Origin of the sequence: Marinobacter sp. (assembly GCF_041984545.1) — a bacterium.
Classification (GTDB): Bacteria; Pseudomonadota; Gammaproteobacteria; order Pseudomonadales; family Oleiphilaceae; genus Marinobacter.
Genome location: NZ_JBHIXV010000002.1, coordinates 122,248 through 135,614 on the forward strand (window position 1 = coordinate 122,248; position 13,367 = coordinate 135,614).

Sequence of the window (13,367 nt, forward strand, 5' to 3'; positions counted from 1 at the left end):
AGCAGAACTCCTGAAAAGGCGGGTACTGCGCTATACTCAGAGCATTCCGCCCCCTGCGCAGGTCCGTCCCAGCCGATGTTCCCTTCCCACCTGCTACGCTGTTGCTTGCTTCTGCTTGCGGGACTGCTCCTGCCGGCGCCCGGTCACGCCGCTTCCCAGGCGGTTGCCGAAGGTTGGGAGTATCGCTGGGGCGATTCACCGTTCAACACCGAGGGTGTCCCGGAATGGGTGCTGGAGGATGCGCCCGAGCAATGGCACCGTATTGGCTTCCCGTCCAACCCGCCAGAGCGCAACGGGCGGGAGAATGTCTGGTTCCGGGTAACCCTGCCGGAGGGCGAATGGCAGGAGCCGGTGCTCTACATCTTCAGTGTCGATCTGATTGTCCAGGTGTGGGCAGAGAGTGAGAAGATCTACCAGTACGGAACCTTCGACGCCCAGGGCCGCGGCCGCTTCGAGGGCTGGCCCTGGCATGAGGTTCTCCTGCCGTCGGGGTACGAGGGCAAGCCCGTCTATTTCCGCATTTTCTCGAACTACACCGACATTGGTCTGTGGGGCGAGGTTGCCATCATGGATCATCCGGATCTGGTCCTCTACATCCTCGACAATTCCCTGGAGGCGCTGGTGATCGCCGGTTTCACCGTTCTGATCGGAATACTGGCGCTGATCTTCTCGTTGCTGCAATCGGAGAAAAAAACCTTTGCCAGCATCTCCCTGTTTACGCTGGCGTCGGCCTTGATGCTGGTGTCCGAAAGCCAGGCCAGCCTGCTGATCGCCTACCGGCCCCTGATGTGGGATTACCTGGCCGCCGGTTCCTACTTCATGTTGCCGGTGGCCCTGGCGCTGTTGCTGGAGCAGTGGCTGATCAACCATCGCCCCAGGCTCATCAACCGGATCTGGAAGATCCATCTGGCGTATCTGATCGGCGCAATCGGGGGTTCCCTGCTGGGACTGTTCAACCTTTCCTCCTCCTTCCCGGTATTTGATGCCCTGTTTCTGGCGTCAATGAGCGTGATTGTGGCGGTTGTGCTGCGCCGGATCCGTGTGATGCTGCCAGAGCAACAGATCCTGCTGTTGGCATTCGCCGTGTTCTGTGCCTTGCTGATAATGGATATGGCGGTTGCCCATGGCGTGCTGCCCTGGAGTCGGGTGCCGGTGAGCTGGGGCATGCTCCTGTTCTCGCTGGCCGTCGTTATGATTGCGCTGTGGCATTACGCCGGCACCCAGCAGGCGCTCAAGCGCCTGAACGTGTCTCTGGAAGAACAGGTGGCCGAGCGGACCGCCCGCGCTGAAGGGCTTGCGCGCCGGGAGCAGGCGCGGGTGCGGCTGCTCACCTTTGAAAATCAGAAGAGCCGGGTTGTGACCCGTGTTATCGCCCAACTGCAGGACTGTATCGAGCTGAGACAGGCCTTTGACCTGCTGGCCCGTGTAATGCCGGAAATTTGCAGCCCTTTGCCAGGCGCCTACTACCTGCGCGGCGCCGACGACCGGTACCCGCGGGTAGCGATCTGGGGTGGCAGAGGGGATGAATCGTTTCCCGCTGTTCTGGACGGCGGCGAGGGGCTGCCCGAACCCTCGGCCCTGCCGGAGGTCCGGCACTGGCACGAAACCGCAGACGCCACATCGGCGACAGGGCCCTCCCGGCTATGCTTCTGGGTGCCGGTCGAATCCGCCAGCGCGGGCACTGTGATAGAGGGGGTTTTGCTGCTGGCCAGCGAAGGCATTTTTGGCCGGTCGAGCGGGGAATATGGCGCAGCGCGTCTGTTTGCGGCGCTTGACCAGTCGATCCAGCGAATCGGTATCACGCTCTCGAGCATCGCACTGCGTGAAGAACTGCAGAAATTCTCCTACGAGGACTCACTCACGGGACTGAAGAACAGACGTTACTTCGACCAGCTCTTCGAGCACGAGAGCGCCGTCGCGCAACGAAATAATCTGCCGCTTTCGCTGCTGATCGTCGACATCGATCATTTCAAGCGCTTTAACGACAGCCATGGCCATGAGGCCGGGGATCTGGCGTTGCAGACCGTTGGTCGTGTGCTGGAGCAGCTGTTCCGGGAAAGCGACATCGTTTGCCGGTATGGCGGCGAGGAGTTCGTGGCAGTCATGCCCGGGGCGACCACGGCGGCGGCAACCGAGAAGGCTGAAGAGCTTTGTGCGGCGGTCAGGGCCAGTGTCATCAATTACCGGAACACGGACCTCGGAGCCGCCACCGTGTCCGTGGGGGTGGCCAACTGGCCCGATCTCGGCCAGGAGCCTGCCAGTCTCCTGAGCCTGGCAGACCAGGCCCTGTATCGTGCGAAAAAAGCCGGCCGCAACCGCGTGGAAGTGGCCCGATAGGCCTCAGACCACCAGTACCGGGCATTTCGCGTGTGAAGCCACCCGGTGGGAGACACTGCCCAGGATCATGCCGTCCTTGTCACTGTGGGTACCACGTGTGCCAACGACAATAAGGTCTGCCTCCTTGTCCTGAGCGAACTTGACGATCACCTTCGACGGCCGGCCACCTTTCACAAATCCCCGCAGCTTGGTGGCCCCGTGTTCCTTGGCCAGTTCCTTGGCGTGGTTGACCACCTCCTTGGCGTATTCCGAGAGAACCTTGTCCGGGATATCCATCTCCTGTGGTCGTCCAATGGACAGCGAGGCCTCAAACAGGCTGTGATGCTTGTAGACGCAGATAATGTAGATCTCTGCATCAGTCAGCTTCTGCAGCTCGATGGCCTTGTCCAGGGCCCTGAGCGATGTCTTGGAACCGTCAACGGCTACCAGGATCCTCTTGAACATGTTTCTCTCCTTAAGATTCCGGTCCGTTCTGTCAGTCCCTGAAGGCAAGGTCTCGCAGGAACAGGGCGATGTCGGGGAACGCGATGATCAGGCCGGCCGCCGCAATCAGTATGAGGATGAACGGTGGCGTGCCCCGGATCACCTCCATGTAGGGCCGTTTGAAGATCGCAATCGCGGTGAAGATGTCACAGCCGAATGGCGGCGTCGCCGACCCGATGGCGACCTGAAGGGTGATCAGCACACCGATCAGTACCGGATCCAGGCCGGTTGCCTGAATAGCCGGCGCAAAAATCGGGGTCAACACCAGGATGACCACGATCGGGTCCACGAACATGCAGGCTATAAAGAAGGCAACACAGATGGTGACCATCACACCGACTGGGCCCATGTCACTGATGCCCACCGATTCTAGGATCGACTGGGGAATCTGGGCAAACGAGATGATCCAGGAGAAGCCGTTGCCAACGGCCACCAGGATGAACACAACCGCGGTAATAAGGCCGGTGGATTTGGCAATCTTGTAGACATCACCCAGCTTCAGGGAACGGAACACGCCAAATTCCAGGAAAAAGGCATAGAGAACGCAAACGGCCGCGGCTTCGGTCGGGCTGAAGATGCCGCCGTAGATACCGCCGACGATAATCACCGGGAACATCAACGGCCAGAGTGCATCGCGCACAGAAATGGCCCGCTGTCCCCAGGTGGATTTTTCCTCGGTGGGCACGTTGTTTCTGTAGGCGTAAATCAGGCAGTAGATCGAGAACATGAACAGGATCATGATGCCAGGCCCGATGCCGGCGATGAACAGCTCGGCGATGGAGGTTTCCGAAATGACCCCGTAGATGATCATGCCGATGCTCGGCGGAATCAGGAACGCGATATCGCTCGCGTTGATAATCAGTGCCAGTGTGAAGGGGTCTGAATAACCGGCCTTCAGCATTTTCGGGCGAAGCGGAGACCCCACCGCAACTACCGTTGCCTGGGTTGAGCCGGAGACAGCGCCAAATAGTGTGCAGGATGTAGCGGTACTGATGGCCAGGCCGCCTTTGACGTGGCCGATAAACGCCATGACCATATTGATCAGCCGGTCGGCTGACTGGCCGCGAGTCATGATGTCCGCGGCCAGAATGAACATGGGAACCGCGATCAGGGAAGCGGGCCGGATGCCCCCCATCATTTGCTGGATAAACGTGCCCATCTGGCCGAAGCCGTCGAACATCATCACAAAGCCGACCACCGCACCGGTGATCAGCGGAACCATCATCGGGAAGCCCAGCAGCAGCAACCCGATCATGATTATCATCATTATAGTGCCCATGGGTTTCTATCCTTCCTTAAGGTCTGCAGCAGGGGTCAGACTTCTTTCTCGGTATCGGCATAGCCGTCGACCACCCCGGTCGAGAGATACACGTCTTTGCTGGTGAAATTCTTGATCGCAGTCAGAAAGTACTGGATGCCGGTGATGGCGAAACCGACAGGCGCCCAGATGTAAATCCACCAGATCTCAAAACCCAGTGCCGGAAGGATTCGGCCTCGACTGTAGAGGGTCTGGATGTATTCGTAGGAGTGGTAGCAGAGGAAGAACATTATCAGAGACGTGAACAGCGCGATAACGATCATCAGCACCCTCCGTCCCTTGGTGGGGATAGCGTCGTACACTGCCGACATCCGGATGTGTCGACCGTGGCGGGCTGCATAGCCGATGCCCGCGAAGGTGATCAGGATAATCAGGATCCGGTTGATCTCACCGGAGAAAAACAGTCCTTCGCCGAACACGTATCGGGCAATAACGTTAACGCAGGTGTTGATCGCCATGAGGATTACACCCATGGCCAGCATGACCGCTTCTATCTTACTGATCAGGACATCAATGGTTCCCAGAAACCCGGGCAGGCCGGACTCAAAGGTACCGGTATCGTCTTCTATTTCCGGGGAATTCTCGGACATGGGGTCTGCTCCAGAGCATGTCGCTCCCGACCGGTGGAAAGCCCCGGCGGGGCGGGGTTAAGCACAGCGTCCCGCCGGCTTGCGCCGGCGGGATTGTTTCTGCTTGGTTCAGTCGTTCTGAACTTCTTTCAGGTCTTCCTTGAACTGGTTCAGCAGTTCCTTGCCGCTCTCACCGGTCATCTCGATGAACTTCTCTTCCACCTGCGGCGCGCGGGCCTTGAAGGCTTCGATCTGTTCGTCGTTCAGGCGGGTAACAGTGACTTCATCGCTGGCCTTCTTGATCTTCTCAAGCGAGCGCTCGGACAGGCCCTGGATATGTTTGATGATTTCTTCAAAGGCATAATCCGCCGCGTCCTGAATCAGCTTCTGGTCTTCACCGGACAGGCCGTCATAGAAGTCCTTGTTGGCCATCATGGCGGTGGTAAACCAGCCGTGCTTGGTAAAGGTCAGGTGCGGAGACACTTCGTACAGACCACCGGACTCGATCCAGAAGATCGGGTTTTCCTGACCCTGGATCATGTTGGTCTGCAGCGCGCCATAAACCTCGCCCCAGGGCAGGGGGGTCGGTGTTGCACCGAAGGCATCGTAGGTCTCGGACAGAAGCGGGTTGGTCATTACCCGGATCTTCTTGTTGTTGAAATCGGAGGGGCTGGTGATCGGCTCGTTGGCGGTCACTACCATTTCACCTTCCGGGTACATCTTCAACAGTTCCAGACCGTTCTTGGCGTAAAGTTTCGGGAACATTTGATTGATGGCTTCACTTTCCCGGAAGAACTCGATCACCGTGTCCATGTCGGTCGGCATGAGGTAGGGGATAAAGAAGATCTGGGCCTCAGGAATCAGGGCACCGGTGAAACCGGGAGACTGGTTCACGAAATTCAGGATGCCGGCCTGGGTCTGCTCCATGATGTCGTCGGATTCGCCCAGCTCGCCGAAGCGGTATACCTGGATGGTGTGGTCCGAGTTCTCCTCGATGTATTCCTTGAAGTCGTATGCGAACACATCCTGTACGTCGCCTTCATACTCCTCGTGAGCGTACCGCCAGTTGGCGGCATTCACGGAGTTTGCTGCGGTCATGGCCGCGAATGCGAACGCTGAAATTCCGGCCAGTTTCTTGAACTTGCTGATGCTGCTCATCGGGTTTTCTCCGTTCGTTTTTTTGCTGAAATTTATTGTTACATTAGTAAAGACTGGCAAAACAAAGTGGTTTTCGCAAGAAAATGGCCAAATCAATCCATTCCGGCGCCGACAAATTTGCCGATTCGCAAGTTCATGAATTCACCGATTTTTCGTATCCAGAAGACAGGTTTCGAGGAACAGGCGGAACTCACTGACCACCCGGTTCAGGCTGTTTTCAAGTCGGTGGCCATCGGGCAGCGTCAGGATCGGGAGCCGTTGGCGACATGCCAGATCAAGCACCGGACCCACCGGCACCACGTCGTCGTCCCAGCCGTGAATGATCTGGCAGTAGCGGGCCCGGATCACCGGGCTGGATTGCGGATAGCGGGCCATGGCCAGGGCCGCTGCCAGCAGGAAGCAACCCAGCACCGGGGTCTCAGAACTGGTCTGGGCGCACACCCAGCCCCCCATGCTGGAGCCGGCCAGCACGGTGCGCTCGGGGGCCGCGCCAACGCTGGCCATGGCCTCACGCATCTGGGCGAGGCGGGTGGCCGGATCCTTCGTGGATCGGTGATCAATGGCGTGGGCGCGGACATTCTCAAAGCGTTCGGCCTCGGCCTTCATGGCCTGGATCTTGGTGCTGCCCGGCCCGCTTTCGAGGCCGTGGGACAGGAAAATATGGGTGGTCGGGTCGGTCATGCCTGGTGTCTCCGGTCGTTTGTCGGGCGGTTCCTGATCATGGGTTACCGATCATGGGTTGGCGAAGCCGGGCTTGTCCAGCGCACGTGAGCCAGCAGGGAGCCTCGCTCGTACACAGACAGAACCGAATGACAGGAAGCATGACCATGGCTCTACGATCCTTCTTTCTTTTTATCACGGTTGTTATAGGGGGCGGCCTTGGTGCGCCATCCGTGCTGGCCGACGCGTGTCCGGCGTTTCTGGATCACGAGCAGCGAAGGCTGCATTCCAGCGAGTCGGTGAACCTCTGCGACATCGCCGCGGGCAAGCCTATGCTGGTGGTTAACACCGCGAGTCAGTGTGGCTACACCGGCCAGTTTGCAGGGCTGGAGGCCCTGCACAAGGAGTACGCCGGGCGCGGGCTGGTGGTTGTGGGCTTTGCCAGCGACGATTTCCGACAGGAAGCCGACACTGAGGCGGAAGCAGCAAAGGTCTGCTACAAGAACTTCGGCGTGACCTTCACCATGATTGCTCCCGGTGCGGTAACGGGCCAGGACGCGAACCCGGTGTTTGCCGACATCAACCGCCAGAGCCAGCCGCCTCGCTGGAACTTCACCAAGTACGTGCTGGATCGGGAAGGGAACGTTGTGGACACCTTTCCGAGCCGGGTGCGGCCGGAGGATCCGGCCTTGATCAGCGCCATCGAATCGGTGCTCTGAGCTGGCCGGTGGCCAGCGGCCTTCACGGTCAGTCTCGAGTTGCGGTCAGGATATCCAGGGCGTGGCGGCGCTTTTCGGGGTCGTAAATGTCCACGGTAAACATCAGTTCTTCCACGTCCACTGACGCCAGCAACGTCTTGATCTGTTGACGCAGGGCGTCGGCATCGCCCAGTACCTGAAGACTCAGGAAGTCCTGCACACTTGCTTTCTCACCGGCGTTCCAGAGTCCGTCCATGGAGGCAACCGGCGGCTTCATCCACAGCGGCTGGCCCCGGAACAGCGACAGGATGCGCTGATAGCTGGTGGTGGCCAGGTACTCGGCCTCTTCCACCGAGTCGGCCGGAATGGCGGGAATGGCCAGCATGGCGTAGGGCGTCTGCAGGTGCTCGGAAGGCTGGAAATTGTCCCGGTAGACTTTCAGCGCTTCCCGGTAGAGTCGGGGTGCAAAATGGCCGGCGAACGCGTAGGGTAACCCGCGCATGGCGGCCAGTTGGGCGCTGTAGAGGCTCGAGCCCAGCAGCCAGATGGGAACGTCTGTGCCGGCGCCGGGAATGGCCTTCACCGGTTGCCCGGGCTGCAGCGGGCCCAGCAGGGTCTGCAGGCGGGCAACGTCTTCCGGAAACTGCTCTGCCCCCAGGCCGTCCCTTCTCAGGGCGCGGGCGGTGACCGGGTCGGTGCCAGGGGCACGGCCCAACCCCAGATCGATGCGCCCCGGGTACAGGCTTTCCAGGGTGCCGAACTGCTCGGCAATCACCAACGGTGGGTGGTTCGGAAGCATCACGCCGCCCGATCCAACGCGGATTGTCTCGGTGCGACCGGCGATGTGGCCTACCAGTACCGCGGTGGCGGAACTGCTGATGCCTTCCATGTTGTGATGTTCAGCCAGCCAGAAACGCTTGAAGCCGAGCTTTTCCCCCCGTTGCGCATAGGCAACGCTGTTGGCCAGGGTGGTACCCACGGAATCGCCTTCCCGCACCGAAGCCAGTTCCAGCAGTGAGTAGTCGGGACTTTTGGGTATCGGGCTCTCCGAGCGGGACATAGGGCTCTCCGGGCAGGAATGATTGTTGGCAAGAAGCAAACATGGCGTTCACTGGCGCCGGTTTCAAGGCCTGGGGCGTTTGCCGGGGTCGGGCTAGAGGTCAATCACGATGGCCGGGTTTTCGGGCTGGAACCGGCCATTGCAACTGCTGGCATTTACGTACAGGCAGTCACCGATCCTGTGCTGGCCGTGGCCTTCGTGGATGTGACCAAACACATGCAGTTTCAGGGGAAGGTTGGCCACGCGTTCCGCCAGTGCTTCACATCCAGGATGAATACTGCCCGAGGGCGATTCGATCCGGTCGAGGATGCCCGCTGGCGGGCCATGGGTAATCAGAACGTCGGTGTCCTGCGGAATCTGCGCCCAGCGTTCTGCAATGGCGTCGCCCCGCTCCCGGTTGAACGCCCAGTTGAAGAACACCGGTGTCCAGGGGCTGCCCCAGAATCTCAGGCCCGCCACCTCCAGCGGGCTGTCCTGCAGATAGTGGGCGTGGCGCACCCGTGCCCGTGCATCTGCCGGTTCATCCTGAAAACACCAGTCGTGGTTGCCGGCAATCAGGATCTTGTTCCGGTGCGGCAGCTCGGAGAACCACTGGTCGAGGTCTTCCAGCTCTTCCAGTGTCCCCACCCCGAGGCAGTCACCGGCATGGATCAGCAGATCGCCGTCGGGTACCTGTATCTGGCGGTGCATGCTGTGGGTGTCGGAAATACAGACAATTCTCATGGTGCAGGCCGGCCCGGTGTGTGTTGATTGCGCATTGTTGTTGTTTCTACGATAGCATTGACCGCTGGTTACATCCCCTTACATTCCCACGCTTTTCGAGAGAGGCCATGCGACTGATCCTGAGCCGTAAGGGCTTTGACTCATCCGCCGGCGGTTGTCCCAATCCGGTTCTGCCGGATGGTTCCCTGTGCGTGTTGCCCATCCCGGACCAGGCCTCCCTGGTCCGATACCGGGACGTGATGTTTGAGCAGCGCCGCCTGGACCGGCTGGTGCGGGATCTGACCGGCGGCCGCGTACGGGGCGGTCATGGCGCTCACCTGGATCCGGACCTGATTGCCAGCGCTTACCCCCGGGCCGATGGCTGGCGTCCGTTACTCGGACAGACCGGCGCTGCTCAGGGGCATCTCCGTAATCAGGGTGTCGGGGCCGGGGACCTGTTCCTGTTCTTTGGCGTTTTTCGCCGTGCCGAGATCCACCAGCGACGGTGGCGTTTTGTGCCCGGGTCGCGGCCGTTCCACGCTATCTGGGGTTGGCTGCATGTTGCCGAGGTACGCGCGGTGGACCAACTGCCGACCGGCGCGCTGCCCTGGGCAGACTACCATCCGCACCGCCATGGTCAGCCCCATCCCGGCAACACCCTCTACCTCTCGTCGTCTTCCTTTCAATGGCCGAGTGGGACTGAGGCCCTGCCCGGCAGTGGGGTCTTTCCAGAACTGCAGGAGGCGCTGGTTCTGACAGATCCCGACAGTCGCCTGCCCACCCGCTGGCGACTGCCGTCCGCGTTCTTCCCGGGCGGAGACCGTCCGCCCCTGAGCTACCACAGCCGGCCCGACCGCTGGCTGCTGGCGCCGCCCTGGTGTTACCTGACCTCCGCTGCCCGGGGGCAGGAATTTGTTCTGGACCTGGACGCCTACCCGGAGCTGACAGATTGGCTCACCGGCCTGCTCAGAACTGGCCGTGGCGGCCAGCGGCCTCGGTGAATCGGCGAGCGCCAGGTTCTGATCTTGGTTTTTCCTGTGGTTATTCGCCTAGAATAGTAGAGCCTGAGGTCGCCAGACCAATCAGTTGACTGATTCCAGCCCCGCCCCCGAGGAGACTTACCGTGCAGCAGAGCGACTTCTATGAGAAAGACACGGCACTGGCCCAGTACCTTGAGTTCCATTTTGGCGAGCGCTGGCACGGCGAGGCCAACTTTCCCAAGGCGCTGGCGGACGCGGCGCTGTCGGCCATGGACGGTCGTCCCCTTGAACGAGCGCTGGACATTGGCTGCGCCTGCGGCCGGACCAGCTTCGAGCTGGCCCGGCATTTCCGGCACGTGGACGGCATCGATTATTCCAATGCGTTCGTGGAAAAGTGCCGGGAAGTGGCTCGGGACAGGGAGGTACGCTACGCCCGGCCGGAGGAGGGCGAACTGGTCAGTTACCAGCACCGCACCCTTGCCTCAATGGGGCTGGAGTCGAGCGCTGAACGGGTTTCATTCCATCAAGGCGACGCCTGCGACCTGAAGCCGGAGTTTACCGGCTACGATCTGGTGCTGGCGGGCAACCTGATCGACCGGCTTTACCAGCCGTCGCTGTTCCTGGAATCCATTCATGAACGGATCAACGAGTTGGGTTTGCTCGTGATTGCCTCGCCCTACACCTGGCTTGAGGAATACACGCCGAGGGAGCACTGGGTGGGCGGTTTCCTGCAAGACGGCGAGGAAGTGTCCACATTTGATGGCCTGAAGGCCATGCTGGCGCCGCATTTCCGGTTGTTGTTCGAGCCCTGGAGCCTGCCGTTTGTCATCCGCGAGACCCGCAACAAGTTCCAGCACAGCTTCTCCGAGCTGACCGTCTGGGAAAAGCTGAGCGACCGGAACTGAGGCCCATCCGGGACTATTTCATTTCAAAGCCGCATTTGCGCAGGAATTCACGCATGTGCGGTCGCAACTTGGCGGTGAACAACGGCTTGAGCTGTTCCGACCAGGTTGTGTCCTTGTTGCCGCCGGTGCGGACCCGGTAGTACTCGTTCATGGTCCGGTCGAATCCCGCCACCAGTTCTTCGTCCCGGGCGTTGGCGTAGTAGTCCTGCCTGAGGATGGCTTCCACGGGTAAACGGGGCTTTATCTCCGGTGTCTGGTCCGGGTAGCCGAGGCACATGCCGAACACCGGGTACACGTGCTCCGGTAACCTCAGAATTTCGCTGACCTCGGCCGGGTTGTTTCGGATGCCTCCGATGTAGCACAGGCCAAGGCCCTCGGACTCGGCTGCGATGGCCACGTTCTGCGCCATCAGGCTGGCGTCGATGGTAGCCACCAGTAACTGTTCGGTCATGCCCCGGGTCACCTGGGCCCCGGCCCGCTCGGCGGCGTCCGTGGACCGGCGCATGTCGGCGCAGAACACCAGAAAATCCGCGCATTCGGCAATGTAATCCTGGCCACCGGCCAGCTCCGCGATTCTCCGGCGGTTTTCCCGATCAATCACGTGGATCACGGAATAAGCCTGCACATGATTGGAGCTGGCGGCGCACTGACCGGCCCGGATCAGTTCTCGCAGCAGCTCCGGGGGAATTTTCTGGTCGGTGAATTTACGGATCGAGCGGTGGGATTTGAGCAATTCGATGGTTGGGTTCATGGGGTTTCGGGTCACCTTCGTGGAATGCGTTATGTCTGTCACAAATATCATACCAAACGCTACAGTTCAGGGGCGCAAGGGGGCGGCTGGGGCTGATAGCCTGCTGGTAATGATAACCCCTGCATGGACTGCCCCACCGCCATGAGCCTGACGATGCACCTGCCAACCTTGCTGGTCACCTCGGTCATGATCAACCTCCTGATCGGCGGCATGCTTTGGGCCATGTACCACCTGAGGCATCGGGAGCGCTGTTTCCTGTACTGGGCCGTCGCCTGTCTGACCTTTGTAGTGGGCACCGCAATCGCGGTCGCGGAGCGCCTGACCGATTTGCCAGTCGGTACCAGTTTTGTCACCCATCTCCTGCTGGGCCTCTCACCGTTGCTGCTGTTGGCGGGTATCCACCTGCTAATGGATCTGCCCCCGGCGGGAACACGCGGTTCGGCCAGGATCCTGTACCTGGCCTCTGTGATCTACCTTTTGGGGCTGGCGGTGGGCGCTGGCCTGGATCCTCACGTTCCCCGGTTTCTGACCGCCTTGTATTCAGCGCTCCTGTTCAGTCTGGCGATCTATCGCTTGGGCGCCATTGAGCGCAAGCCCCGTCTGCCCCTCGGAATCCTGCAAACGCTTTTTGCCATTCACGGCACCCTGATGATGGCCCAGGTGCTGGTGATCGGGTTGGCCCCTGTGCTTGGCGGACAACTGGACGTGGAAACCCTGCTCAAGCTCATCCTCGTTAATCACCTGCTGCTGGTCAGTGCAACGGCCATGGCGCTGCCGTTACTGGCGTTTACCCGGACCGAGCAGATTCTGGTTGCATTGGCAGAGCAGGACGGACTGACCCAGCTTCTGAACCGCCGAGCCTTTCATCGGGAGGGGGAGCTGGCTTTCAAGCAGGCACGGCAGGGGAGAAATCTGATTACCGTGTTGATGATCGATCTTGATCACTTCAAACAGATCAACGACCGTTGGGGGCATGCTACCGGGGATGAGGTGCTGAGAACCGTGGCCGACCTTCTCACGGCGGAGTTGCGGGATGATGACGTCATCGGCCGGGTGGGCGGTGAGGAGTTTGCCGCCGTGCTACGCAACAATAACCGCGAGGCCGTTGAGTCCGTTGCTGCACGCCTGCTCCAGCGTATTTCGGAGGCAGGCCGGGAAATCAACAATGTACCGGTGCAGCTGTCGGCGAGTATCGGAGGGGCTACCCTGACTTCCGACCACGATTGCTTCCAGGATGTCTTGGTCAGTGCCGACAGGGCGCTTTATCGCGCCAAGCACAATGCCGCAACCGCGCTGAATTCGTGCCCTCGCCGATGGGGGCCAGGGCCTGAGATCAAAGCGCTTCCAACCGCGCGGGGATTACACTCAGACGCCCGCATCTTCTCCCAGCCGATTGCGCTCCAGATACTGGGTCAGCCCGGCATTGAGCAGCGCCAGAACCAGGAACAGCAGGATACCCTTGGGAACCAGAGCATGAATCTCGGGATTGGGAGCCGTGGAGGCCGTCACCAGGATCAGCCCGAGGATATTGCGGGCCAGGCGCAAGGTCAGGATGGCGCACAGGCCGCCGGATCGGAAAGCAGAGTCTGCCCCCTTCAGAAGCCGATTGAACGCCGGCATCAGGTGCACAGTGTTCAGCAGCAGGATGGAAAAGATCAGTAGTTGTAAAACGCTGTAAATGGTCATAAGCAGAGACTTGTACGTAACACTGCGGCGATAAAAGTGGCGAAATTATCTCCGATCTGC

13 protein-coding genes are annotated in these 13,367 nt (G+C 60.3%); 5 read left to right on the forward strand and 8 right to left on the reverse strand.

Annotation, left to right across the window (positions count from 1 at the left end; all coding sequences use genetic code 11):
* Positions 1 to 75: 75 nt before the first annotated feature.
* Entirely contained in the window at positions 76 to 2,337 is a 2,262-nt protein-coding gene (locus ACFC20_RS01570; RefSeq protein WP_375191463.1) for a diguanylate cyclase, read from the forward strand.
* A 3-nt stretch (positions 2,338 to 2,340) separates the two neighbouring features.
* Here ACFC20_RS01570 and ACFC20_RS01575 read toward each other — a convergent pair whose 3' ends face one another.
* The 5 genes from ACFC20_RS01575 to ACFC20_RS01595 form a co-directional block, all read right to left on the reverse strand.
* Positions 2,341 to 2,781, reverse strand: a complete 441-nt coding sequence (locus ACFC20_RS01575) for a universal stress protein (protein ID WP_375191464.1) — start codon at positions 2,779 to 2,781, stop codon at positions 2,341 to 2,343.
* 31 nt (positions 2,782 to 2,812) lie between these two features.
* Complete coding sequence (locus ACFC20_RS01580) at positions 2,813 to 4,099, reverse strand: TRAP transporter large permease (RefSeq protein WP_375191465.1); 1,287 nt, start codon at positions 4,097 to 4,099, stop codon at positions 2,813 to 2,815.
* A gap of 35 nt (positions 4,100 to 4,134) precedes the next feature.
* A complete protein-coding gene (locus ACFC20_RS01585; RefSeq protein ID WP_375191466.1) occupies positions 4,135 to 4,728 on the reverse strand; it encodes a TRAP transporter small permease in 594 nt (197 codons plus the stop codon).
* Between the two features lie 108 nt (positions 4,729 to 4,836).
* The gene (dctP, locus tag ACFC20_RS01590; RefSeq protein ID WP_375191467.1) at positions 4,837 to 5,865 is read right to left on the reverse strand and encodes a TRAP transporter substrate-binding protein DctP; all 1,029 of its coding nucleotides are present in this window, start codon (positions 5,863 to 5,865) and stop codon (positions 4,837 to 4,839) included.
* 141 nt (positions 5,866 to 6,006) lie between these two features.
* On the reverse strand, positions 6,007 to 6,546 hold the full coding sequence (locus ACFC20_RS01595; RefSeq protein ID WP_375191468.1) for a YqiA/YcfP family alpha/beta fold hydrolase: 540 nt from the start codon (positions 6,544 to 6,546) through the stop codon (positions 6,007 to 6,009).
* 146 nt (positions 6,547 to 6,692) lie between these two features.
* Here ACFC20_RS01595 and ACFC20_RS01600 point away from each other — a divergent pair, with 146 nt between their 5' ends.
* The gene (locus tag ACFC20_RS01600) at positions 6,693 to 7,244 is read left to right on the forward strand and encodes a glutathione peroxidase (RefSeq protein ID WP_375191469.1); all 552 of its coding nucleotides are present in this window, start codon (positions 6,693 to 6,695) and stop codon (positions 7,242 to 7,244) included.
* 28 nt (positions 7,245 to 7,272) lie between these two features.
* Here the strand turns inward: ACFC20_RS01600 and ACFC20_RS01605 are convergent, their stop codons facing one another.
* Together ACFC20_RS01605 and ACFC20_RS01610 are read right to left on the reverse strand one after the other, a co-directional pair.
* A complete protein-coding gene (locus ACFC20_RS01605) occupies positions 7,273 to 8,283 on the reverse strand; it encodes an LLM class flavin-dependent oxidoreductase (protein WP_375191470.1) in 1,011 nt (336 codons plus the stop codon).
* Positions 8,284 to 8,376: 93 nt separating this feature from the next.
* Entirely contained in the window at positions 8,377 to 9,006 is a 630-nt protein-coding gene (locus tag ACFC20_RS01610) for a metallophosphatase domain-containing protein (RefSeq protein WP_091990074.1), read from the reverse strand.
* Between the two features lie 107 nt (positions 9,007 to 9,113).
* Between ACFC20_RS01610 and ACFC20_RS01615 the strand changes: the two genes are divergently transcribed.
* Positions 9,114 to 9,986, forward strand: coding sequence for a hypothetical protein (locus tag ACFC20_RS01615; protein WP_375191471.1), 873 nt, complete (start codon positions 9,114 to 9,116; stop codon positions 9,984 to 9,986).
* A gap of 122 nt (positions 9,987 to 10,108) precedes the next feature.
* Positions 10,109 to 10,870 carry a putative 4-mercaptohistidine N1-methyltransferase gene (locus ACFC20_RS01620; RefSeq protein ID WP_375191472.1) on the forward strand — a complete coding sequence of 254 codons (762 nt, stop codon included), beginning with the start codon at positions 10,109 to 10,111 and terminating at the stop codon, positions 10,868 to 10,870.
* Positions 10,871 to 10,883: 13 nt separating this feature from the next.
* On the opposite strand, the gene nfsA is transcribed toward ACFC20_RS01620, so the two are convergent.
* Positions 10,884 to 11,621 (reverse strand): oxygen-insensitive NADPH nitroreductase, encoded by a 738-nt coding sequence (gene nfsA, locus ACFC20_RS01625; RefSeq protein ID WP_375191473.1) that lies wholly within the window; start codon positions 11,619 to 11,621, stop codon positions 10,884 to 10,886.
* A gap of 123 nt (positions 11,622 to 11,744) precedes the next feature.
* On the opposite strand from nfsA, the gene ACFC20_RS01630 reads away from it, so the two are divergent.
* Positions 11,745 to 13,283, forward strand: a complete 1,539-nt coding sequence (locus ACFC20_RS01630) for a diguanylate cyclase (protein WP_375191474.1) — start codon at positions 11,745 to 11,747, stop codon at positions 13,281 to 13,283.
* Positions 13,284 to 13,367: the final 84 nt, after the last annotated feature.

Excerpts from the sequence above, each read along its gene's own strand:
- ACFC20_RS01570 (WP_375191463.1), top strand. The coding sequence starts at position 76 with ATGTTCCCTTCCCACCTGCTACGCTGTTGCTTGCTTCTGCTTGCGGGA.
- ACFC20_RS01575 (WP_375191464.1), bottom strand. The coding sequence starts at position 2,781 with ATGTTCAAGAGGATCCTGGTAGCCGTTGACGGTTCCAAGACATCGCTC.
- ACFC20_RS01580 (WP_375191465.1), bottom strand. The coding sequence starts at position 4,099 with ATGGGCACTATAATGATGATAATCATGATCGGGTTGCTGCTGCTGGGC.
- ACFC20_RS01585 (WP_375191466.1), bottom strand. The coding sequence starts at position 4,728 with ATGTCCGAGAATTCCCCGGAAATAGAAGACGATACCGGTACCTTTGAG.
- dctP (WP_375191467.1), bottom strand. The coding sequence starts at position 5,865 with ATGAGCAGCATCAGCAAGTTCAAGAAACTGGCCGGAATTTCAGCGTTC.
- ACFC20_RS01595 (WP_375191468.1), bottom strand. The coding sequence starts at position 6,546 with ATGACCGACCCGACCACCCATATTTTCCTGTCCCACGGCCTCGAAAGC.
- ACFC20_RS01600 (WP_375191469.1), top strand. The coding sequence starts at position 6,693 with ATGGCTCTACGATCCTTCTTTCTTTTTATCACGGTTGTTATAGGGGGC.
- ACFC20_RS01605 (WP_375191470.1), bottom strand. The coding sequence starts at position 8,283 with ATGTCCCGCTCGGAGAGCCCGATACCCAAAAGTCCCGACTACTCACTG.
- ACFC20_RS01610 (WP_091990074.1), bottom strand. The coding sequence starts at position 9,006 with ATGAGAATTGTCTGTATTTCCGACACCCACAGCATGCACCGCCAGATA.
- ACFC20_RS01615 (WP_375191471.1), top strand. The coding sequence starts at position 9,114 with ATGCGACTGATCCTGAGCCGTAAGGGCTTTGACTCATCCGCCGGCGGT.
- nfsA (WP_375191473.1), bottom strand. The coding sequence starts at position 11,621 with ATGAACCCAACCATCGAATTGCTCAAATCCCACCGCTCGATCCGTAAA.
- ACFC20_RS01630 (WP_375191474.1), top strand. The coding sequence starts at position 11,745 with ATGGACTGCCCCACCGCCATGAGCCTGACGATGCACCTGCCAACCTTG.